Here is a 22,076-nt window from a genome sequence, read left to right as displayed (position 1 = left end):
AAGTCAGATGGGCAAGCCAGTACCGACCGGGTTGCGTCGCGTCGTCGCCGCATCCATGGCGGGCACGGTGGTCGAGTGGTACGAGTTCTTCCTCTACGGCACCGCCGCCACTCTCGTCTTCAGCAAGGTGTTCTTCTCGCCGACCACCAGCGATCTCGACGCCATCCTCGCGGCCTTCGTCACCTACGCGGTGGGCTTCATCGCCCGCCCGCTCGGCGGCGTGGTGTTCGGCCACTATGGCGACAAGTACGGCCGCAAGAAGCTGCTGCAATTCTCCCTGTTGCTGGTCGGGGCCGCGACGTTCCTGATGGGTTGTCTTCCGACATTCGGGCAGATCGGCTACTGGGCGCCGGCGCTGCTGGTGGCGCTGCGCTTCATCCAGGGCTTCGCCGTCGGCGGGGAGTGGGGCGGGGCCGTGCTGCTGGTCGCCGAACACAGCCCCAACCGGGAACGCGGCTTCTGGGCGAGCTGGCCGCAGGCGGGCGTGCCGGCGGGCAACCTGTTGGCGACCATCGTGCTGCTGGTGCTGACCACGACGTTGTCCGACGCCGCCTTCCTGTCGTGGGGCTGGCGGGTGGCGTTCTGGCTGTCCGCGGTCGTCGTACTGGTCGGTTATTACATCCGCACCAAGGTCACCGACGCGCCGATCTTCGTCGAGGCGCAGCAGGAGGCCGAGCGACTCAAGGCGACGTCGCTCAGCGTCGTCGAGGTGCTCAAGCGCTACCCGCGCGGCGTCTTCACCGCGATGGGCCTGCGCTTCGGCGAGAACATCATGTACTACCTGGTCGTGACGTTCTCGATCACCTACCTCAAGGTTCAGGTGGGTGCCGACACCAGTTCGATCCTCTGGTACCTGCTCGTCGCGCATGCGGTGCACTTCGCGGTGATTCCGTTGGTCGGCAAGCTCGCCGACCGCATCGGCAGGCGCCCGGTGTACTTCGCCGGCGCGGTCCTGGGTGCTACGTGGGGCTTCTTCGCCTTCCCGATGATGAACAGCGGCAACTACGCGGTGGTCACCGCGGCGGTCACCATCGGGCTGGTCTTCCACGCCGTCATGTACGCGCCGCAGCCGGCGATCATGGCCGAGATGTTTCCGACCCGGATGCGGTATTCCGGTGTCTCCCTGGGGTATCAGGTGACCTCGATCGTCGCCGGATCGCTGGCGCCGATCATCGCCGTGAAGCTGCTCGACGTGTACGACTCGTCGGTGCCGATCGCCATCTACCTCGCCCTGGCCTGTGGCATCACGCTGATCGCGGTCGTCTTCACCCGGGAGACCAAGGGCATCGACCTCAAGTCGCTCGACGACCGTGACGCCGTCGAGGTCGCCGAGGAGCGTCAGGCCACGGTCGGATGACCGGTCTCGCCGGACGGACCGCCCTGGTCACCGGTGGCGCGAGCGGCATCGGCGCGGCCTGCGCGCGGGAGCTCGCGCGCCGCGGAGCCACTGTGACGATCGCCGACGTCGACGCCGCGGCGGCCGAGACCCTTGCCTCGGAGATCGGCGGTAAGTCCTGGAACGTCGACCTTCTCGACGTCACGGCGCTGGAAGACCTGCGCCTCGACGTCGACGTCTTGGTCAACAACGCCGGCGTGCAGAGCATCGACCCGATCCCCGACTTCGACCCGGGTCGCTTCCGGTCCATGCTCGCGCTCATGGTCGAGGCGCCGTTCCTGTTGATTCGCGCCGCTCTGCCGCACATGTACGACACCGGCTTCGGTCGGATCGTCAACGTCTCGTCGGTGCACGGGTTGCGCGCGTCGGAGTTCAAGGTCGCCTACGTCACCGCCAAGCATGCCCTGGAGGGACTGTCCAAGGTGACGGCCCTCGAGGGTGGGCCGCACGGGGTGACGAGTAACTGCGTCAACCCCGGTTACGTGCGGACGCCGCTGGTGACCAAGCAGATCGCCGACCAGGCTCGTACTCACGGCATCGACGAGCAGGAGGTGCTCGAGCGAATCCTGTTGTCGGAGAGCGCGATCAAACGACTGGTGGAGCCCGAGGAGGTGGCGGCCCTGGTCGGCTATCTGTCGTCGGCCGATGCGGGCATGGTCACCGGCGCGTCCTACACGATGGACGGCGGTTGGAGCGCGCGCTAGTCGCCTGGTTGCGCATCTGGCGAAAGTCGGCGATCGGAGCCGCAGCGTCGAAGTGTGACATTTGCGTGCTCATTGGCTCAGCGGTTGTGCTTGTGATCATGATTCTGGCAAACTGTGTGAATATCCTACGAACGGCGTGTCGAAGGGTCGGGGCAAGCTGGATCCGCGAACGAGCCGAGGTGGGTGTTCATGCAGGTTCCGCTGGCGTCGACGTCGGCTGCCAAATCGAGGAGCGTATTTTCGCAACGGGTTTGGTCGCGCCGAGATTCCCGCGATTTGACGTCGTCGTCATTTGATGTCCCGCGCTGGGCTCAGGTCGCGTTGGCCACGCTCCTGGTCGGCGTAATCGGATACGGCTTCATGACGATCGTGCGCAGCAATATCGGCGTCGTCGTGATGACCGGCCGCTGGCTGTACCCGGTGCTCATGGTTGCGGCCGCCGCGCTGGTAGCCATCCGGGCGTGGTCGGTGCGCGAAGAGCGCTGGGCCTGGGGACTGATCGCCGGTGGGATGTTCCTACCGGCAGCCCGCAATCTGCTGTACTCGACGTTCGGCTCGCTCAATTCGTTGCGGCCACTGTGGCTCGTCTTCTATCTGCTGCTGCTCGCCGGTCTACTGGTGCTGCTTCGGACACGGGTGGGCCGCCGTCCCCTGGCCCTGTCGCTGGATGCGCTCATCGCCGGCTCGGCGGTGGCCGCGGTCGCGGCAATCGCCTTCGATCCCTACCGCACCGCGACCAATGGCTCGTCGGCCGAGGTGATCCTGGCGCTGGCGTTTCCGGCGGGCGACCTCTTGCTCGTCGCGCTCGCCGGCGGTGCGCTCGCGGTGCTTGGTTGGCGTGCCGAGCGGCGCTGGGTCCTCCTCGTCTCGGGCTTCGTGTTCTACGCGGTGGCCGACGTCCTGTTCATGTTTCACGTCGCGGACGGCACCTACTTCCGCGGTAGCTGGTTCGATGCGTTGAGACCGGCTGCGGCCCTGATGTTGGCGGTCGCGAGTTGGATGCCGCCTCAGCCGAGACGTCCCGATGTCCACCTCACGTTCAGGGGTAACGCGGCTCCCCAGGTGTTCTTCACCCTCGTTCTGATGGTTCTGCTGGTCGTCGACGATGGCGGGGTGCCCAGGTTGACGGTGCTGCTCGCCGCAATCGGGCTAATCATGGTCGCCGCCAGATTCGCGATGGCGTTCTTCGAAGTAAGCAGGCTCGTCGACAGCCACCGCCACGCGATGACGGACGACCTCACCAAACTAGGCAACCGGCGGGCACTGTCGAATGCCCTGACCACGGCGTCGTTGGCCTTCGCGTCCCGGACCGTGGGCGGCACGGGACCCGGACTCCTCCTGATGGACCTGGATCGCTTCAAGGCCGTCAACGACGCCTTCGGTCACCATGTCGGTGACGAGTTGCTCCGCCAGGTCGGCGGGCGGCTCGCCCAGTCGGTGCGACCCGACGACCTCCTGGCCCGGGTCGGTGGCGACGAGTTCGCCATTCTGATGCCCGCCGGAGCAGATCTCGCCGCCGCGGAGGGATTGGCCGCGCGCGTCGCCGAGGCGTTGGCCGCGCCCTTCATTCTGGACGAGGCGACCGTCGAGGTGGAGGCCAGCATCGGTGTCGCGCTCTGCCCGGCGCACTGCGATGATCCCGAGGATCTGCTGCAACGTGCGGATGTCGCGATGTATCGAGCCAAGGAGCTACCGACCCGAATCGCCTCGTACGACAGCACCTACGACTCGCGCCGGACCGAGGAGCGCAGGATGATCGGTGAGCTGCGGTCGGCGATGAACTCTGCACAGATGACATGCCACTACCAACCGAAGATTCGCGCCTGTGACGGAAGCGTGCACAGCGTCGAGGCGCTGGTGCGCTGGCAGCACCCGACCCTGGGGCTGATGAAGCCCGACGAGTTCCTGCCCTACGTCGAACGCGGTGGACTGATGCGCCCCCTCGCGACGGCCGTCCTGCACCAAGCCCTGGGTCAGGTGCGCGTCTGGCGCGAGCAGGGTGTCGACTTGACCGTGGCGGTCAACCTGTCGGCAACCAACCTCCTCGACTCCGATCTCGTGTCCCACATCGGTCATCTGCTGAGCGTCTACGACGTCCCTGCTGGCGCGCTGATCCTGGAGCTCACCGAAGGGGTCCTGACCTCTAATTCGCAGCGGTCACACGCCGTGGTGAAGGCGCTGCAAGATCTTGGGCTGAAGCTCTCCATCGACGACTTCGGCACGGGGTGGTCGTCGCTGGCCCGCCTGCAGGAGATGACCGTGGACGAACTCAAGCTCGACGGGGTGTTCGTGGGGCGACTGCTGGAAGACCCTCGTTCGACCGCGATCGTGCGGTCGACCGTGGCGCTCGCGCACAGCTTGGGAGCCTCGCTCGTCGCCGAGGGGGTCGAGGACGTCGCCACCCTGCACGCGCTTCGTGAGATTGGCTGTGACATCACCCAGGGCTACGTGCACTGCCCGCCGCTACCCCCGGACGAATTGGACCGTTGGTTACATGGCCGCACGGTCGCGGATCGGTCGGTCAGGGTCGGACGGTAGCCGTGGCGAGCCACGGCCCCATCCGACGCAATGCCTCGGTGACGTCAGAGGTGGCGCCGGCGAACGACATTCGCACGTAGCCGCCGCCGTGCACGGTGTCGAAGTCGATGCCGGGCGCGATCGCGACGCCGGTGTCGGCCAAGAGGCGGGCGCAGAAGTCCAGGGAGTCGGTCGAGTAGTCGGAGACGTCGGCGTAGACGTAGAACGCGCCGTCGGCCGGCGCCAGCCGGGGCAGGCCGATCTTGGGTAGGCCCTCGAGCAGGATGTGCCGGTTGGCGGCGTATGTCTTGACGAGGGCGTCGGCTTCGGCCACGGACCCTCGCGTGAACGCGGCCACGCCCGCGAGTTGCGGCAGCGTGGGGGGACAGATCGCGAAGTTGCCGGCCAGGCGGTCGACTGCGCGGTGCAGGTCGGGTGGCACCAACAGCCAGCCCAGCCGCCAGCCCGTCATGGCGAAGTACTTCGAGAAGCTGTTGACCACGATGGCCTCGCGCGAGGTCTCCCACGCACAGCTCGTCGGCGGCGCGCCGTCGTAGACCAGCCCGTGGTAGAGCTCGTCGCTGACCAGTTGCACCCCGGATCGTTCACACCAGGCGGCGATGGCGGCGAGGTCCGCGGGTGGGATGACGGTGCCGGTCGGGTTGGCGGGGCTGGCGAGCACGACGCCCGTGATCGGCGGGTCGATGGCGGCCAGCATCTCGACCGTCGGCTGGAACCGGGTCTGCGGCCCACAGGGCACCTCGACGACGTCACACCCCAACGCCGAGAGGATGTTTCGATAACAGGGATAACCCGGGCTCGGCACTGCGACGCGGTCTCCGACGTCGAAGCAGGCCAGGAACGCCAACAGGAATCCGTTGGTGGAACCGGTCGTGACGACGACGTTCGCGGGGTCGACCTCGATGCCGTAGCGCTGCGGGTAGGACTTGGCGATCGCCTCGCGTAGTTCCGGAATCCCCAGTGCCACGGTGTAACCCAGGTTGTGGGTGGCGAGTGCGTCGACTGCGGCGGCGCGAACCGCTGCCGGAGCCTGCGCGCTGGGTTGTCCCGCCGACAGGTTCACCAGATCACCGTGGGAGCGTTGCCGTTCGGCGGCGGCCAACCACACGTCCATGACGTAGAACGGTGCAATGCCCGCCCGCACCGCAATGCGATCACTCATCCAAGCCAGGCTAGCGGGTCCGTCGAACGCCGATCAGGCGGCGTCGTGCCAGGCGGGGTGGTCGGCGAAGGCCACTTCGACGCTGCCGTGGCGGTGGGTGGTGCGGCCGGGTGGCGTGACCCACCTGAAAACTCGGCTTACAACACCTCGGACTCGAGCATGCGCAGGAAGTCCCGCGGCGGACCGAGTAGTTGTGCGCTGCCGTGCGCCCGCTTGAAGTACAACTGCACGTCGTATTCCCAGGTGATACCTACGCCGCCGTGCATCTGGATCGACTCGCCGGCGACGGCGTCGAACGCCTCGGTGGCCGCGACCCGGGCCAGCGCCGCCGACGTCGGCGACGGGTCGGCGACTGCGTCGTCCACGAGGGCGTGGGCCGATTGCACGAGGACGTACAGGTCGGCCATCCGGTGCTTGAGCGCCTGAAAGCTGCCGATCGGCCGGCCGAACTGCACGCGCTCCTTCGTGTAGGCGACTGTCAGGTCCAGGCATCGGGTCGCAGCGCCAATCTGTTCGGCGGCCAACAGGATTGCCGCGGTGTCCGCGAGACCGGGGTCGGTCCCGATCGTCACCGTCCCGCCCGCCTGGACGCGACCTAGCCGACGCGTGGGGTCCATCGTGAGGAGGGGCTCGGCGGTGACGTTCGTCCACCGGTCGATCCGACCGTCGGAGCACGCCAGCACCACGTCGGCCACGTCCCCGTTGAGCACGTAAGACGGATCGAACACGACCGTGCCGATCGAGGTGCCCGCCGCCAGCCCCTCCAGCGCGTCGCCGTCGGGCTCGTCGGCGGCCAGCAGCGCCAGCTCCGCCAGGGTGGTGCCCAGCAGGGGAGTCGGGACCAGGCCACGCCCGAGTGTCTCGACGACGACGGCCGCGTCGCCGAGTTCACCGCCTGCGCCGCCGAGCTCCTCCGGGACGACCAGCGCGGCGGCACCGACCTGCTCGCAGAGGAGAGTCCACAGGTTCTCGTCGTAGCCGCGCTCGGATTCCATTGCCCGACGGACCGCTTCGGGATCGGCGTGCTTGGCGACGATCGACGCGACGGTGTCGCGAAGCATCTCCCGTTCTTCGTTCACGACGGGCTCCCGGCCAGCGCCTCGAGGACTCGACGGCGATGCCAGGTCGGATCGCCCCAGGCCGAGTGCAGCGCCTGAACGCGCAGGATCAGCAGGGAGAGATCGTGTTCCTGGGTGTAACCGATGGCCCCGTGGGTCTGCAGCGACGTGCGCGCCGCCAGCAGAGCCGCGTCCGAGGCTGCCGCCTTGGCCGCGCTGACGTCGCGTGCGGTGTCGGGCGAATCGTCGGCGAGTGACAGTGCGGCGCCGTAGACCAGGGGGCGGGCCAGTTCGACGGCGATGTGCACGTCGGCGAGGGCATGCTTGATCGCCTGATACGAGCCAATGACCCGGCCAAACTGGCTGCGCTGCTTGGCATAGTCGACCGAGCCAACCAGCATGGCTTGCCCGGCGCCGATCAACTGGGCGGCGGTGGCCAGCGCGCCGAACTCGAAGGCCCTCGCGGTGTCGGCGGTCCGCGCCTCACCCGTGGCGATGACGTCGACGAGGTGTCTGGACGGGTCGACCGAGTCGTGCCGGTTTCCCGCCTCGGCGTCTCGGACCTCGCCGTCGGCGGCCACGAGCGTCACTCCTGCAATGTCGGCGTCGACCGCGCGGGGAACGAGCGGTGGCATCGCGACGGTGGCGATCAGCTCCCCGGAGGCGAGTGACGAACTGCGTTCGTCGCCGGCGAGAAGCAGCGGGGCGACGGCGATCGACTCGGCGACGGGGCCGGGAACTCCCCAGCGCGCCAGCCGTTCTGCTGCCACTACCAGGTCGACGGGATGGGCGTCGATGCCGTCGAATTCCTCGGCCACCATCAGTGCGGTGACACCCAGATCGGCGAGCGTAGCCCACACCTGGAGGCCCGGCGCGGCGTCGCCGGTCGACCAGGCGCGAATGGCACGGGGTACGTCGGCCGCGGCCAGGGCGCCGTCGATGCTGGCCGCGAAGTCGCGTTGCTGGTCGTCCAGCTCGAATCTCACTTCGGCTCCCTGGGCAGGCCGAGCAGCCGCTCGGCGATGATGTTGCGCTGAATCTCGTTGGTGCCCGCGTAGATCGGGCCACCGAGGGCGAACAGGAGGCCTTCGGTCCAGTCGTCCACGAGCTCGGCATCGGCTCCCCGAAGGTCGAGCGCGCTTTGGTGCAGGGCCACGTCGAGATCGGACCAGAACACCTTCGTCACGGAGGACTCGGCCCCGAGTTCGCCACCGGCGGCCAGCCGGGTGACGGTGCCGAAGGTGTGGAGTCGGTAGGCCTGCGCCTTGATCCAGGCGTCTGCCACGCGGTCGGCGAAGGCGGGATTGCGCTCGGATCGCCAGGCTTGCACCAGGCGTTCGGCTGGCGCCAGGAAGCGGGCCGGACTGCGCAACGACATGCCGCGTTCGTTGCTCGAGGTGCTCATCGCCGCCGCCCAACCGGCACCCACCTCGCCGATCACGTCGTCGTCGGGCACGAACACGTCGTCGAGGAATATCTCACCGAAGCCGGTAGCCCCGCCCAGCTGGGCGATGGGCCGCACGGTGACGCCGTCGGCATGCAGGTCGAACATGACGTAGGTCAGACCCTTGTGACGCTGCGCCGACGGATCCGAGCGGAACAGGCCAAAGGCCCTGTCGCCAAAAGGAGCTCGCGAGCTCCAGATCTTCTGGCCGTTGAGCAGCCAACCGCCGTCGGTCTTGGTGGCCGTCGACCGCAGGGAGGCGAGGTCACTGCCGGACTCCGGCTCCGACCACGCCTGCGCCCAGATCTCGGCACCGCTGGCCATCTTGGGCAGGATGCGCCGACGCTGCTCGTCGGTGCCGTGCGCGAATAGCGTCGGCCCGAGCATCGAGGTGCCGTTGGCGCTGGCACGTCCCGGTGCGCCTGCCCGAAAGTACTCCTCCTCGTAGACGATCCACTGCAGCAGTGTCGCGTCGCGGCCGCCGAATTCCTTGGGCCATGCGATCACCGAGAGGCCCGCGTCGAACAACACCTCGTCCCAGTGGCGATGCTGTTCGAATCCCTCGGCGAGGTCGTAGGACACGCGAGGAAAGTGCTCGGCGTTGGCGGCGAGGAACTCGCGAACCTCGGCGCGGAAGTCGGCGGTCTCGTCGTCGATGATCAGGTCCATCAGATCATCTCTCGCAGCATGGGTTTGACCACTTTTCCTCCAGGGTTGCGTGGCAACACGTCGACGAAGGCCACCGAGCGCGGGGTCTTGAAGTTCGCCAGATGTCGACGGGTATGGGCGATCACCGTCTCCTCGTCGAGTTGGCGATCCGTCTTGACGACCACGAAGGCCTTTCCTACCTCGCCGAGGCGGTCGTCGGGCACCCCGATGACGGCGCTGTCGGCGACACCGTCGAGCCGGGCGAGCACCTGCTCCACCTCGGCCGGGTACACGTTGAAGCCGCCGCAGATGTACATGTCCTTCAGGCGGTCGGTGATGCTCAAATTGCCTGCTGCATCTAGTCTTCCGACGTCACCGGTGTGCAGCCAACCGTCGGAGTCGACGGCGGCGGCGGTGGCCTCCGGGTCGTCGAGGTAACCGAGCATCACGTTGGGCCCGCGGAGCAGAACCTCCCCCTCGTCGGAGGGCTGGTGTGCTCCGTCGATCTTGAGCTCGAAGTCGGCGATCGGTCGGCCGCAGGTGGTGGCGACGGTGACGGCGTCGTCGGAGGCGCGGCACATCGTGCCGAAACCGGTTGCCTCGGTGAGTCCATAGGCCGTCAGGACGATGTCGATGTCGAGCTCGTCCTGCATCCGCTCGATGAGGACGACGGGGACGACGGCGGCGCCGGTGACGGCGAATCGCAACGAGGACAGGTCGTAGTCGCCGCGTCGGGGATGGTCGAGAAGCGTCTGATAGATGGTGGGTGGCCCGGGGAGCGCGGTGATTCGTTGATCTTGGACGGCGCGCATCGCTCGTTCCGGATCGAACGTCAGCTGCGGGATCAGCGTCGCCCCGGCCTGCAAGCACGCGAGAATGCCGGCCTTGAAGCCGAAGTTGTGGAAGAACGGGTTGATGCAGAGGTAGCGGTCTGCGCTGGTGAGCTGACCGCAGGCCGCCCAGGCCGCGGGTGCGTCGAGCGACTGGCGGTGCGCGCTCAGCACCCCCTTGCTGCGCCCGGTCGTACCCGAGGTGAACAGGATGTCGGAGACGTCGTCCGGTCGTACGGAGGCAGCCCGGGTTTGGACGGTATCGAGATCGATTCCCCGCCCGATGAATTCGGCCCAGGAGGCGGATGCCTCCACGTCGTCGTCTTCGACGGGCACCCGCACGACGTGCCGCAGCGCGGGCAGTGCGGCGCGGTCGAGCTCGGCGGTCTTGTCGGCACCGAGGAACCGCCCCATGCCGATGAGCAGCGGCGCGGCGGTACGCGCGAGGATGTCGGTGGCCTCGCTGGCGGTATAGCGCGTGTTGAGCGGGACGACGACGGCGCCGACGTAGTGCGTCGCCAGGCACGCGACCACCCAGTGCCAGGTGTTGGGGGACCAGATCGCCACCCGATCCCCGGCGTTCACGCCCACGTCGACGATGGCCGCGGCCGCGCGCCTGACCTCGGTCCGTAGGTCGGCGTAGGTCAAGGTCCGCTCGTCGGTGACGAGTGCTTCGTGGTCGGAGAACTGGGCCGTGATCCGGTCCAGAACGCCGGGAATGGTCCTGCCGATTCCCGAGTCGCTGCGCTCCTGCCCGCCGAACGGCTGGCTCTCCATCGAGACTCCTCTAACAAAGCAAGTGCTTGGTAGGTTAGCCTACAGGGGTGATAGAGGTCCAGGAGTTCCGGGCCGAGGTCCGGCAGTGGCTCGCCGAGAATCTCGTCGGCGAGTTCGCCGCGCTCAAGGGCCTTGGCGGGCCCGGGCGAGAGTACGAGGCGTTCGACGAACGGCGGGCGTGGAACCAGCACTTGGCCGCAGCCGGGCTGACCTGTCTCGGGTGGCCACGAGAGCACGGCGGTCGCGGATTGTCGGTGGCGCACCGCGTCGCCTTCTACGAGGAGTACGCCCTCGCCAACGCTCCCGACAAGGTCAACCACCTCGGCGAGGAACTGGTGGGGCCGACGCTCATCGCCTACGGCACCCCCGAGCAGCAGCAGCGCTTCCTGCCCAAGATCCTCGACGTCACCGAACTGTGGAGCCAGGGCTACTCGGAGCCGGGTGCGGGCAGCGATCTGGCCAACGTGTCGACCACCGCGGAACTCGACGGGGATCACTGGGTGCTCAACGGGCAGAAGGTGTGGACGTCATTGGCGCACTGGGCCCAGTGGTGCTTCGTCATCGCCCGCAGCGAGAGGGGTTCCAAGCGGCACGCGGGTCTGTCCTACCTGCTGGTCCCGCTCGACCAACCCGGCGTCGACATTCGACCGATCATCCAGCTCACCGGCGACTCGGAGTTCAACGAGGTCTTCTTCGACGACGCTCGCACCGACGCCGACATGGTGGTCGGCGAGCCGGGGGATGGCTGGCGAGTGGCCATGGGCACCTTGACCTTCGAGCGCGGCGTGTCCACCCTCGGCCAGCAAATCCGTTACGCACGAGAGCTTTCCGGCATCGTCGACCTGGCCAAGAAGACCGGCGCCGTCGACGATCCGGTGATCCGGGAGAAGCTGGTGCGCTCCTGGGTCGGGTTGAAGACCATGCGCTCGTACGCGATGGCGACCATGGACGTCGAGCGTCCCGGGCAGGATTCGGTGTCGAAGCTGTTGTGGGCCAACTGGCATCGCGAACTCGGCGAGATCGCGATGGACGTCCAGGGCAAGGCCGGGCTGCTGCTCGACGGCGGCCAGTTCGACGAATGGCAGCGGCTGTTCCTGTTCTCGCGCTCGGACACCATCTACGGCGGCTCCAACGAGATTCAGCGCAACATCATCGCCGAGCGGGTGCTCGGGCTACCCCGAGAACCGCGGGGCGACTGATGAGCGCTTGCGCGAAGAGGAGACGACTGATGAGCGCTCGCACGAAGAGGAGACGGCAATAGTGGATCTTTCGACTGCGCCCAAGGAGATCGACGGTCACGGCCTGCTGGCGGGCAAGGTCGTCCTCGTCACGGCCGCGGCCGGCACCGGCATCGGCTCCGCCGCCGCGCGACGGGCGCTGGCCGAAGGCGCGGACGTCGTCGTGTCCGACTTCCACGAACGTCGTCTCGGCGAGACCAGGGACGAACTGGCCGCGCTCGGTCTTGGGCGGGTCGACGCCGTGGTCTGCGACGTCACGTCCACTGCGGCCGTCGACGCCCTCATCACCGACACCGTCACCAAGATGGGCCGGCTCGACGTGCTGGTCAACAACGCCGGACTCGGCGGTCAGACCCCGGTGGTCGACATGACCGACGACGAGTGGGACCGCGTTCTCAACGTGACGCTGACCTCGGTCATGCGTGCGACCCGGGCGGCCCTGCGCTACTTCCGCGGTGTCGAGCACGGCGGCGTCATCGTCAACAACGCAAGCGTGCTCGGCTGGCGCGCGCAACACTCGCAGTCGCACTACGCCGCGGCGAAGGCCGGCGTGATGGCCCTGACCCGTTGCAGCGCAATCGAAGCTGCCGAGTACGGGGTCCGGGTCAACGCCGTGTCGCCCAGCATCGCCCGACACAAATTCCTCGAGAAGACCAGCAGCTCCGAGCTTCTCGACCAGCTGGCCTCCGACGAGGCATTTGGCCGGGCCGCCGAGCCATGGGAGGTGGCGGCCACCATGGCGTTCCTGGCCAGTGACTACTCGAGCTATCTGACGGGCGAAGTCATCTCGGTGTCGAGCCAACGCGCCTGACCGCAGCTAGCCGAGCAAGCGCTTGGTTGATAGGCTGTGCGGGTGGACAAGGGGCTTCCGACTCGCCGCGACGAGCTGTTGGACCTCGCCGCGACCATGTTCGCCGATCGCGGTCTGCGCGCGACCACCGTGCGGGACATCGCGGACTCCGCGGGCATCCTCTCCGGCAGTCTCTATCACCACTTCAAGTCCAAGGAGCAGATGGTCGAGGAGGTCCTGCGGGACTTCCTCGACTGGCTCTTCGGCCGCTATGCGGAGATCGTCGAGAGCGAGACCGATCCGCTCAAGCGCGTCGAGGGCCTCTTCATGGCGTCGTTCGAGGCCATCGAACGACGGCACGCCCAGGTGGTCATCTACCAGGACGAGGCGAAGCGGCTCTCCGCCCTGCCGCAGTTCGGATTCGTCGACGAGCGCAACCGAGAACAGCGCACCATGTGGGTGAACGTGCTCAAGCAGGGTGTCGCCGAGGGCTGTTTCAGCGCCGATCTCGACGTCGACCTGGTCTACCGATTCATCCGCGACACGACCTGGGTGTCCGTCCGCTGGTATCAGCCGGGTGGACCCCTCACCGCCGAGCAGGTGGGCAGGCAGTACCTGGCCATCGTGCTCGGCGGAATCACCAACGAAGGAGTCTGAAATGGGCGAGGCCTACATCGTCGACGCCGTGCGTACTGCCGTCGGCAAGCGCAACGGCGGGCTCTCCGGCGTTCACCCCGTCGACCTCGGCGCCGCCGCGTGGCGCGGATTGTTCGACCGCAACGACGTCGACCCGGGCGCCGTCACCGACGTCATCGCCGGGTGCGTCGACGCGATCGGCGGCCAGGCCGGCAACATCGCCCGCTTGTCGTGGTTGGCCGCGGGCTTCCCCGAGGAGGTCCCCGGAGTCACCGTCGACCGGCAGTGCGGTTCCAGCCAGCAGGCCATTTCCTTTGGTGCGCAAGCCATCATGTCCGGCACCGCCGACATGATCGTGGCGGGCGGCGTGCAGAACATGAGCCAGATTCCAATCAGCTCGGCGATGATCGTCGGCGAACAGTTCGGCTTCACCTCGCCGACCAACGAGTCCAAGAGTTGGCTGCATCGCTATGGCGATCAGGAGATCTCGCAGTTCCGCGGTTCGGAGATGATCGCCGAGAAGTGGGGTCTCTCGCGTGAGGACATGGAGCAGTACGCGCTGACCAGTCACCAGCGGGCGATCGAGGCCATCCGGGCCGGATACTTCGAGAACGAGATCATCCCGGTCGACGGCTTCGTCACCGACGAGGGTCCCCGTGAGACCTCCCTGGAGAAGATGGCCGGGCTCAAGACCCTCATCGACGGTGGCCGGCTGACCGCTGCGATGGCCAGCCAGATCTCCGACGGCGCCAGCGCGGTGCTGATCGCCTCCGAACAAGCCGTCAAGGATCACGGGCTGACGCCGCGCGCCCGGATCCATCACGTCAGCGCCCGCGGGGCCGATCCGGTCTACATGCTGACCGGCCCCATCCCGGCGACGCACTACGCGCTCGAGAAGACCGGTCTGTCGATGGCGGACATCGACACCGTCGAGATCAACGAGGCGTTCGCCCCCGTGGTGATGGCATGGCTGAAGGAGACCGGCGCCGACCCCGCGAAGGTCAACCCCAGCGGCGGTGCGATCGCGCTCGGTCATCCGCTCGGGGCGACGGGCGCCAAGCTCTTCGCCACGATGCTGAACACGTTGGAGCGCACCGGTGGTCGCTACGGTCTGCAGACCATGTGTGAGGGCGGCGGCACGGCCAACGTGACGATCATCGAGCGGCTCTAGAGCTTGCTCGCGGTGGCGAGTGTGAACCTCACCGCGCTCTGAGCTCGCTTTCGCCGTCAGATTCACACTCGCAGTGCGTTCGCCTGTGGACAACCAGCCACGGGCCGTCGTCGCCGTCGGTGTGCGGCCCGATGATGCGGTCATGCCCGCAGCACCATGGCCATTCATCGGCGCCGAAGCCAGGTCGAGCGCCGTCGTCGCCGACCGTGCGATGCGCCGGGACTACGAGCAGCTCTATCCCGGCGTGTTCGTGCCCCGCGGTGCCGAGCCGTCGGCGCAACAGAGGGCGGAGGCGGCGTGGCTGTGGTCCAAGCGCCGCGGAGTCGTGGCTGGTCAGTCGGCCGCCGCACTGCTCGGCGTCAGGTGGGTGGACGGCCGCGCACCGGCTGAGTTGATATACGACAACCGCAAGGCGCCTTCGGAACTGGTCGTGCGAACCGAACGGCTTGCTGCCGGAGAGACGCTCGCGCTTGGATCGATGCGGGTCACCACTCCTGCCCGAACGGCATTCGACGTCGGCCGACACACCACCTCTCGGGTGAAAGCGGTCCAGCGGCTCGACGCCCTCGCCAATGTCACCCGCGTGACGGTGACCGAGGTCGACGCCGTCGCCGCCGCCCATCCCGGCGTCCGTGGCCTGCGGCAACTGCGCAGCGTCCTCGAATTGGTCGACGGCGGCGCCGAGTCGCCGCAGGAGACGGTCGCGCGATTGGCGCTCGTCGACGCCGGACTTCCAGCGCCGCGAACGCAGCTGCGGGTCTTCGGTGACGCCGGTGAGTTCATCGCGCGCCTCGACATGGCCTACGGCGAGGCGAAGGTCGCGATCGAATACGACGGAGCACAGCACTGGACGGACCCGGCCGTCCGCCAGCGCGACATCGACCGGCACTTCGCGCTGGCCGAGCTGGGGTGGCTCGTCATACGGGTCAGCCGTGACCTCCTCCGCTACCGTCGGCCCACCTATGTCGCACGCGTCGAGGGCGCGCTGCGCGAGCGTGGCTTCGACCTCTCCGCGACTGTGAATCCCATGACCGGTCACCAGCGGCTGGCGTCGTGAGATTCACACTCATGCAGCCGTTTGGTCCTCGGTCTGCGATTCGACCACCGTCTTGGACGGAGCGTTGCGCTCCCACAGCACCGCCCCGACGCATGCGGTCAGCACCCACCCGGTGCCCACCGCGCCGCACCACGTGAGCAGCGCCATCGCCACGCCGATCGGACCGAGTTCGTCCCAGCCGGCCAGCACCGGTGGGAAGAACCACCGCGAACCCAGTGGCAGCACCACGCCGTCGATGACCACCCCGGCAAGCCCGGCGAGCATCAGATACTGGCGTCCGCGTCCACCGTCCCTGACCAGCAGCGCCGGGGTCACCGACCAGAAGATCCACACCGGGATGAGGGACGTCACGAAGCGCACGACCCGCATCCCGGCGTGGTGATCGCCGCCGAACGCAATCCGGTCGCGAAAGCCGATCATGACCAGGTAGAGCGCAAACCACAGCACGCCGCGCCACAGCCGGCCCGAGAGCGGAAACTGTTCGCGGCGCCAGGCCTTCGCGAACAGGCCGGCGATCATGATGCCCATCGGTACGCCCCAGATGAGGAAGCCCGCTACTCCGACGAAGGTCCAGCTCGACCGCAGCGCCGCCGAGTCGCCGAATGCCGACCGCACGTGGTCCGACGCCGGGTGCACCAGCCCTAGTTCGCGGATGATCAGCGTGCCGGGGCTGGCATTGTCCGCGAATCCCCGCATATAGCTGAAGCCCATGATCATCAGGGGAATCACGGTGGTGAACAATTGCACCGACACCATGGCGCCCAGCGTGCCGCCCTCGATCTCGCTGAAGCGCGCGACGATCGCGGTGACGGGTCGCAGTCGACGGGTCTCTGCCAGTCGCCGGTACCCATCCTGCAACCGCTGACGGCGCAACGGGGTATCCGATTGGGTGACGTCTTCGCTCATGACGGTCGCGACGCTACCCCCGGCAGCTGTGGATGCTGCGTACTAGAGCACGTAGCCGGATGCCGCCCTCAGGTGTGTCACTGCCTCGTCGACGATCGCCGGCACGAGTTCCGCGCACGACGGCAGGTCATCCAGGATGCCGGCCACCTGCCCCGATGCCAACACGCCGGCGTCGGTGTTGCCGTCGACGAGTCCGGCCTTGAGCAGCATCGGCGTGTTGGCCGCCATCACGATCTGCGACCAGGTCAGTTCCTTGCCCCGTCGCATCGCAAGGCCGTCCTTGACGATGGAGCGCCACGTCATGCCGGACATGTCCTTGAACTTCTGGGCGTTCAGCACCGCCGCTGTGAAACCGCGTACCGGTGAACCGCTTTCGAGCTTCTCGACGAGTCCGGTCCGCAGCACCCGATGTGGCATGCCGTCGACCCGCTTGGACACGACGGTGGCGTCGAACGCCGAGTCGAGGTAGCGCCGCTTGACGTCGTCGGGCACGGTCGAATCCGTCGTCAGCAGGAAGCGGGTGCCCATCGCCACGCCCGCGGCGCCGTAGGACAGCGCCGCAGCCAGACCGCGGCCGTCGAAGAAGCCGCCCGCGGCGACGACGGGGATGTCGACCGCGTCGAGCACCGACGGCAGCAACAGCGTCGTGGCGACCGGGCCGGTGTGACCACCGCCCTCGCCGCCCTGGACGATGACGGCGTCGGCGCCCCAACCGGCGACCTTCTTCGCGTGCTTGGCCGCTCCGACGGATGGGATGACCACCACGCCAGCCTCTTTGAGCTTTGCGATCAGCTCCGGTTTCGGGGCTAGGGCGAAGGAGGCGACGCTGACTCCTTCGCGGATCAGGAGGTCGACGCGATCTCCGGCGTCGCCCGCGTCGGCACGCATGTTGATGCCGAATGGTTTGTCGGTGGTGGCCTTGACCTTCGTCACGGCGGTCGCCAGTTCGTCGAGTGTCATCGTCGCCGAGGCGAGGATGCCGAGGCCGCCCGCATTCGACGTCGCGGCGACTAGTCGGGCGCCGGCCACCCAGCCCATGCCGGTCTGCACGACGGGATGTTCGATTCCGAGCAGCTCGGTGAGCGGCGTACGGAGGTGACTCACGATCGAATCTCCCTATCGCGCAGCGACTTCGGGTCAACGACGTCGCGGATGAGTCGAAGTTCCTCCTCCGACGGAAGGCGGGACTCACCAGCGGCGTCCAGGCCGTGTATCTCGAACGACGTGTTCTCGGCGACCTGTTCGGGCTGCACACCGGGATGCAGGGACAGCGCGCGCATCTGGTGGTCGGGGCCGTTGAAGTCGAAGACGCCGAGATTGCTCACCACGCGGTAGACGCAGGTGAAGCGATAGGCGGGATTGTCGGCGTCGACCTTGTCCCAACCGATGCCGGACACGATGTCGACCGAGTCGCAGAAGACTCTCGGCGAGTGGGCGCCCACCCAGTAGCTGGTGGCGTGGTTGATCGTGTTGCCCGGTGCCCCACGAACGCCGAACATCTGGCGCTTGGGATGCTGGATGGGGCCGAATGCCGAGAGGTTCTGGTTTCCGTAACGGTCGACCTGGTTGGCGCCCATCACGACGTGGCGCCGACCCCAGGTGAGCGTTTCGAAGACCCGGCCGAACGGCATCCAGCCCTCGACGGCGCCGGTGGCGCCGAGTGCGGGGGTGTCGGCCAGGATTCGGGCTTCACCGTCGGTGAGCAGGATGTCGGGGGAGAACGTCAGCCGGGCCAGTCGCGCGCCGACCGACACCATGTTGGCCATCGGGCTGACCATGATTTCGCCTGCGTCGCGGAACAACTCGGCGCAGGCGACGGCACACACCTCGGCGCGGGTCACGGACATCAGTTGGCCTCCTGGAACTGGTGGACCGCCGCCTGGTAGTCGGCTTCGCTGCCCGACAGATAGGTGGCGACGAACTGAGCCCACCCCTCGTCTGATCCGGCGGACTCGGCGTAGTGGCGCTGAAACTTCTCGTCGCGGCGGTAGTCGGGTTCGGCGGTGGTGAAGTGTGCCCCGTTGGGCGCTTCGACGACGGAGTCGACCATCATCCGGTTGACCAACAAGGCCTGCGGCGGAACGGAACTGACGAGCTCCTCGGTCGAAACCACGCGTTCCACGCTCATCAGCCGCTTCCGGGCCGACATCAGGAACAGGTCGTCGAAGTAGGGGTCGATACCGGTGTAGGCGGCGTTGCCGTGCGCGTCACCGATGTTGAGGTGCACCAGCGCGGCGTCGAGGTTCAGGGCGGGCATGGCGACGAGTTCTTCGTAACCGTCTTCCGGCGGGCTGGAGCGAAGCGACTCGGGGATGGAGGGAGTGGGATACGGGGACCTGACGGTCTTCAGCTCCTCACCCCAGAACGTGCGGACGTCGCTGCCGAGGCCGGCGCGGATGGGCAGGAATGGAAGTCGTTGTGCGGCAGCCTGCAAGCCGCAGCGCAGCATGCCCTCGTCCATCTCCCTGGCCTCAATCGCACCGGTGGTCCTGGCCTTGGCGAACCACGGGTCGTAGAACGGTGGCGAGTCCAGTGACACGAAGCCGTAGTAGACGCGCTTGACCTTGTTCGCCGAACACAGCAGGCCGAGGTCGGGGCCGCCGTAGGTGACGACGGTGAGGTCGGTGACGTCGGTGCGCAACAGCGCGCGGATCAGTGCCATCGGCTTGCGGCGCGAGCCCCAGCCACCGATGCCGATCGTCATACCGCTCTCGATGGAGGAGACGGCCTCGTCCAGGGTGGTCGTCTTGTTCACTTGTCCCCCTTCGAGGTGCCCGCGAACGCGTCCCGGTGCTCGTCTGCCACGCCGGCAAGGTTGAGCTCGAAGGTAAAGCCTTGCTCCATGCGATAACTGGCGTTGACGCGCTGCACGTCGATCAGGTTCAAGGCCTCCTTCGCCGCCCGGATCACGCGGGTGTCCTTGACGGCGATGTCGCGGGCGACGCGCAGCGCGGCTTCGTCGAGGTCGGCGCGGGGCACCACTTCGTGCACGGAACCGAACTGGTGCAGCGTCGCGGCGTCGACCGTCGCGGCGGTGAAGAACAGCCGCCGCATCATGTGCTGCGGCACGAGCCGTGAAAGATGCGTCGCCGCACCGAGTGCGCCACGTTCCACCTCGGGAAGGCCGAACTTCGCGTCGTCGGAGGCGACGATGACGTCGGAGTTGCCGACCAGTCCGATTCCGCCGCCGACGCAGAATCCGTTGACGGCGGTCACCACGGGCACCTCGCACTCGTAGACGGCCCGGAAGGCATGGAAGCAGCCACGATTGGCGTCGATGAGAGCAGTGAAGCCCTCGGTGTTCTGCATCTCCTTGATGTCGACGCCGGCGTTGAACCCACGGCCCTCGGCGCGCAGGATCACCACGTGGGTGTCCATGTCACGCCCGGCGGCGGTGATGGCGTCACCGAGTTCGAACCATCCGCGTGAGGGAATCGCGTTCACGGGTGGGTAGTCGACGGTGACCGCGACGATGCCCGGCTCCACGGTCTTGGTGGTGATCGTCATACCAAACTCCTGGGATGGCTACCTAAGCAAGCACTTGCTTGGTACGCTAGCACAGTGACCGATGCGGCTGAAGTCAATCTGCAACTCGCCGGCCGCGTGGTTCTGGTGACCGGTGGCGTGCGAGGGGTCGGCGCCGGCATCAGCGCCGTCTTCGCCGCCCAGGGCGCCACCGTGGTCACCTGCGCTCGCCGACCGGTCGACGGCCTGCCGTATGAATTCGTGCCGTGCGACGTCCGTGACGACGACGCGGTCGAGGAGTTGGTCGACGGCATCGTCGATCGCCACGGCCGACTCGACGTGGTGGTCAACAACGCCGGTGGATCGCCGTACGTACTCGCCGCCGATGCCTCGGCCAAGTTCAGCAGAAAGATCGTCGAGCTGAATCTGCTGGGACCGCTGTCGGTCTCGCATCACGCAAACGATCACATGCAGAGCCAGTCCAGTGGCGGCTGCATCGTCAACGTCTCCAGCGTCAGCGCACGCCGACCGACACCGGGCACGGCAGCTTACGGCGCGGCCAAGGCTGGCGTCGAAAGCCTCACCGCCACACTGGCGGTCGAGTGGGCGCCCAAGGTGCGGGTCAACTCGTTGGTCGTCGGCATGGTGGAGACCGAGCAGTCCGAACTCTTCTACGGCGATGCCGAGTCGATCGCCGCCATCTCGGCCAACGTCCCCCTGGGTCGGTTGGCGACCCCGGCCGATGTCGGCTGGGCGGCCGCCTTCCTGGCCAGCGACGTCGCGTCCTACATCAGCGGTGCCTCACTCGAGGTGCACGGCGGTGGAGAACCGCCCCATTATCTGTCCACTACCAGTGCCATCACTTGAGCAAGAGGAGACGACGTACATGGGTTTGCTTGACGGCCGGGTGGTCATCGTGACGGGATCTGGCGGGGGGATCGGCCGCGCCCACGCGCTGGCCTTCGCCGCAGAGGGTGCACGCGTGGTCGTCAACGACATCGGGGTCGGCCTCGACGGGTCGCCCGCGGGCGGCGGCAGTGCCGCCCAGAGCGTCGTCGACGAGATCACCGCTGCGGGAGGCGAAGCCGTCACCAGCGGAGCCAATGTCGCCGACTGGTCACAAGCCGAGGGTCTCGTCCAGACCGCCGTGGACGCGTTCGGCGGGCTCGACGTGTTGGTCAACAACGCCGGCATCGTGCGGGACCGGATGTTCGCCAACACCAGCGAGGAGGAGTTCGACGCCGTCACCGCCGTGCACCTCAAGGGCCACTTCGCGACGATGAAGCACGCCGCGGCGTATTGGCGAACCAAGTCCAAGGCGGGCGAGACCGTAGACGCCCGCATCATCAACACCAGTTCCGGCGCCGGTCTGCAAGGCAGTGTGGGACAGGCCAATTACAGCGCGGCCAAGGCCGGCATCGCGGCGCTCACGCTGGTGGCGTCGGCCGAGATGGGCCGCTACGGCGTCACCGTCAACGCGATCGCCCCCTCGGCTCGCACCCGCATGACCGAGACCGTCTTCGCGGACATGATGTCCACCCAGGACGCCGACTTCGACGCCATGGCCCCGGAGAACGTCTCGCCGCTGGTGGTGTGGTTGGGCAGCACCGAATCTCGCGACGTCACGGGCAAGGTCTTCGAAGTCGAGGGTGGCATCATCCGGGTCGCCGAGGGCTGGGCGCACGGACCGCAGGTGGACAAGGGCGCCCGCTGGGATCCCGCGGAGTTGGCCCCCGTCGTCACCGAACTGCTCGGCAAGGCCCGGCCACCGGTTCCCGTCTACGGGGCCTGAGCGGGTTCGCAGACCACCAGCGGAATCACCCGGTCGGTGGCGTCACGGTATCCCTTGTAGGGCGGGTACATCTTGATCAGCACCGGCCAGTAGCGGCGGCGTTCCTCCTCGGTCGCGTCGCGGGCCGTCATCGACAGGTGCTCGTCGCGGACCTGCACCTGGACGGCCGGATTGGCCTTCAGATTCAGGTACCACGCCGGGTTGCCGTCGCGGCCACCGAAAGACGCTGGCAGGACGACCTTCTCACCGTGCCGCAGACACAGCGTCGCGGTGGTCCTCTGCTGGCCCGACTTGCGGCCGGTGGTGGTCAGCAACGCGGCCGGAAACCACAGCAGCTGCGCGCCCAGTTTGCCGTTGGTGCGTTGATACACCGCGATGTGTGCGCGAGAGAAGTACTTCAGCGCCAACGCCAGGGCCCCCGAATTCCGAATCTTCTCGGAGACGTCGATCATGACCCCTACTTA

21 protein-coding genes are annotated in these 22,076 nt (G+C 67.5%); 10 read left to right on the top strand and 11 right to left on the bottom strand.

Going from position 1 to position 22,076, the window contains the following annotated elements; translation table 11 throughout:
* Positions 1–7 precede the first annotated feature (7 nt).
* The 3 genes from ABZ195_RS06265 to ABZ195_RS06255 all read left to right on the top strand — a co-directional run bounded on the left by ABZ195_RS06265 (position 8) and on the right by ABZ195_RS06255 (position 4,638).
* A complete protein-coding gene (locus ABZ195_RS06265; RefSeq protein WP_355215832.1) occupies positions 8–1,357 on the top strand; it encodes an MFS transporter in 1,350 nt (449 codons plus the stop codon).
* Positions 1,354–2,100, top strand: a complete 747-nt coding sequence (locus ABZ195_RS06260) for a 3-hydroxybutyrate dehydrogenase (RefSeq protein WP_355215830.1) — start codon at positions 1,354–1,356, stop codon at positions 2,098–2,100. The genes ABZ195_RS06265 and ABZ195_RS06260 overlap by 4 nt, the downstream gene beginning before the upstream one ends.
* A 360-nt stretch (positions 2,101–2,460) precedes the next feature.
* Positions 2,461–4,638, top strand: coding sequence for an EAL domain-containing protein (locus ABZ195_RS06255; RefSeq protein ID WP_355215828.1), 2,178 nt, complete (start codon positions 2,461–2,463; stop codon positions 4,636–4,638).
* Here the strand turns inward: ABZ195_RS06255 and ABZ195_RS06250 are convergent.
* From ABZ195_RS06250 to fadD3, 5 genes are all read right to left on the bottom strand, one after another.
* Positions 4,622–5,800 carry a pyridoxal phosphate-dependent aminotransferase gene (locus ABZ195_RS06250; RefSeq protein WP_355215826.1) on the bottom strand — a complete coding sequence of 393 codons (1,179 nt, stop codon included), beginning with the start codon at positions 5,798–5,800 and terminating at the stop codon, positions 4,622–4,624. The genes ABZ195_RS06255 and ABZ195_RS06250 overlap by 17 nt on opposite strands.
* A 137-nt stretch (positions 5,801–5,937) precedes the next feature.
* Positions 5,938–6,879, bottom strand: a complete 942-nt coding sequence (locus ABZ195_RS06245) for an acyl-CoA dehydrogenase family protein (RefSeq protein ID WP_355215825.1) — start codon at positions 6,877–6,879, stop codon at positions 5,938–5,940.
* Entirely contained in the window at positions 6,876–7,844 is a 969-nt protein-coding gene (locus ABZ195_RS06240; protein WP_355215823.1) for an acyl-CoA dehydrogenase family protein, read from the bottom strand. The genes ABZ195_RS06245 and ABZ195_RS06240 overlap by 4 nt, the downstream gene beginning before the upstream one ends.
* Positions 7,841–8,971: an acyl-CoA dehydrogenase family protein gene (locus tag ABZ195_RS06235; protein ID WP_355215822.1), complete on the bottom strand. Its 1,131-nt coding sequence runs from the start codon at positions 8,969–8,971 to the stop codon at positions 7,841–7,843. The genes ABZ195_RS06240 and ABZ195_RS06235 overlap by 4 nt, the downstream gene beginning before the upstream one ends.
* Positions 8,971–10,557, bottom strand: coding sequence for a 3-((3aS,4S,7aS)-7a-methyl-1,5-dioxo-octahydro-1H-inden-4-yl)propanoate--CoA ligase FadD3 (fadD3, locus tag ABZ195_RS06230; RefSeq protein ID WP_355215820.1), 1,587 nt, complete (start codon positions 10,555–10,557; stop codon positions 8,971–8,973). The genes ABZ195_RS06235 and fadD3 overlap by 1 nt, the downstream gene beginning before the upstream one ends.
* Positions 10,558–10,604: 47 nt before the next feature.
* Here fadD3 and ipdE1 point away from each other — a divergent pair, with 47 nt between their 5' ends.
* The 5 genes from ipdE1 (at position 10,605) to ABZ195_RS06205 (ending at position 15,449) form a co-directional block, all read left to right on the top strand.
* The gene (ipdE1, locus tag ABZ195_RS06225) at positions 10,605–11,756 is read left to right on the top strand and encodes an acyl-CoA dehydrogenase IpdE1 (protein ID WP_355215818.1); all 1,152 of its coding nucleotides are present in this window, start codon (positions 10,605–10,607) and stop codon (positions 11,754–11,756) included.
* 61 nt (positions 11,757–11,817) lie between these two features.
* Positions 11,818–12,606, top strand: a complete 789-nt coding sequence (gene ipdF, locus ABZ195_RS06220; RefSeq protein WP_355215816.1) for a (5R,7aS)-5-hydroxy-7a-methyl-1-oxo-2,3,5,6,7,7a-hexahydro-1H-indene-carboxyl-CoA reductase — start codon at positions 11,818–11,820, stop codon at positions 12,604–12,606.
* 42 nt (positions 12,607–12,648) lie between these two features.
* On the top strand, positions 12,649–13,242 hold the full coding sequence (kstR2, locus tag ABZ195_RS06215) for a TetR family transcriptional regulator KstR2 (protein WP_355215814.1): 594 nt from the start codon (positions 12,649–12,651) through the stop codon (positions 13,240–13,242).
* A gap of 1 nt (position 13,243) precedes the next feature.
* Positions 13,244–14,392, top strand: a complete 1,149-nt coding sequence (fadA6, locus tag ABZ195_RS06210) for a steroid 3-ketoacyl-CoA thiolase FadA6 (RefSeq protein ID WP_355215813.1) — start codon at positions 13,244–13,246, stop codon at positions 14,390–14,392.
* Positions 14,393–14,534: 142 nt separating this feature from the next.
* Positions 14,535–15,449: a DUF559 domain-containing protein gene (locus ABZ195_RS06205; protein ID WP_355215811.1), complete on the top strand. Its 915-nt coding sequence runs from the start codon at positions 14,535–14,537 to the stop codon at positions 15,447–15,449.
* Positions 15,450–15,458: 9 nt separating this feature from the next.
* On the opposite strand, the gene ABZ195_RS06200 is transcribed toward ABZ195_RS06205, so the two are convergent.
* The 5 genes from ABZ195_RS06200 to echA20 are packed head-to-tail and all read right to left on the bottom strand — an operon-like array spanning position 15,459 to position 19,862.
* Positions 15,459–16,355, bottom strand: a complete 897-nt coding sequence (locus tag ABZ195_RS06200; protein WP_355215809.1) for a hypothetical protein — start codon at positions 16,353–16,355, stop codon at positions 15,459–15,461.
* Positions 16,356–16,397: 42 nt separating this feature from the next.
* Positions 16,398–17,459: a (3aS,4S,5R,7aS)-5-hydroxy-7a-methyl-1-oxo-octahydro-1H-indene-4-carboxyl-CoA dehydrogenase gene (ipdC, locus tag ABZ195_RS06195; RefSeq protein WP_355215808.1), complete on the bottom strand. Its 1,062-nt coding sequence runs from the start codon at positions 17,457–17,459 to the stop codon at positions 16,398–16,400.
* Complete coding sequence (ipdB, locus tag ABZ195_RS06190) at positions 17,456–18,202, bottom strand: cholesterol ring-cleaving hydrolase subunit IpdB (RefSeq protein WP_355215806.1); 747 nt, start codon at positions 18,200–18,202, stop codon at positions 17,456–17,458. The genes ipdC and ipdB overlap by 4 nt, the downstream gene beginning before the upstream one ends.
* The gene (locus ABZ195_RS06185) at positions 18,202–19,110 is read right to left on the bottom strand and encodes a CoA-transferase (RefSeq protein ID WP_355215804.1); all 909 of its coding nucleotides are present in this window, start codon (positions 19,108–19,110) and stop codon (positions 18,202–18,204) included. The genes ipdB and ABZ195_RS06185 overlap by 1 nt, the downstream gene beginning before the upstream one ends.
* The gene (echA20, locus tag ABZ195_RS06180) at positions 19,107–19,862 is read right to left on the bottom strand and encodes a (7aS)-7a-methyl-1,5-dioxo-2,3,5,6,7,7a-hexahydro-1H-indene-carboxyl-CoA hydrolase (protein ID WP_355215802.1); all 756 of its coding nucleotides are present in this window, start codon (positions 19,860–19,862) and stop codon (positions 19,107–19,109) included. The genes ABZ195_RS06185 and echA20 overlap by 4 nt, the downstream gene beginning before the upstream one ends.
* A gap of 54 nt (positions 19,863–19,916) precedes the next feature.
* On the opposite strand from echA20, the gene ABZ195_RS06175 reads away from it, so the two are divergent.
* Complete coding sequence (locus ABZ195_RS06175; protein WP_355215801.1) at positions 19,917–20,687, top strand: SDR family oxidoreductase; 771 nt, start codon at positions 19,917–19,919, stop codon at positions 20,685–20,687.
* 19 nt (positions 20,688–20,706) lie between these two features.
* Positions 20,707–21,612: an SDR family oxidoreductase gene (locus ABZ195_RS06170; protein ID WP_355215799.1), complete on the top strand. Its 906-nt coding sequence runs from the start codon at positions 20,707–20,709 to the stop codon at positions 21,610–21,612.
* Here the strand turns inward: ABZ195_RS06170 and ABZ195_RS06165 are convergent.
* Positions 21,600–22,064: a nitroreductase family deazaflavin-dependent oxidoreductase gene (locus ABZ195_RS06165; RefSeq protein ID WP_355215797.1), complete on the bottom strand. Its 465-nt coding sequence runs from the start codon at positions 22,062–22,064 to the stop codon at positions 21,600–21,602. The two genes, ABZ195_RS06170 and ABZ195_RS06165, sit on opposite strands and share 13 nt — an antisense overlap.
* Positions 22,065–22,076 lie beyond the last annotated feature (12 nt).

The sequence above is a fragment of the Mycobacterium sp. NPDC006124 genome (assembly GCF_040614235.1).
Lineage (GTDB): Bacteria > Actinomycetota > Actinomycetes > Mycobacteriales > Mycobacteriaceae > Mycobacterium.
This window is presented reverse-complemented; position numbering and strand designations above follow the sequence as displayed.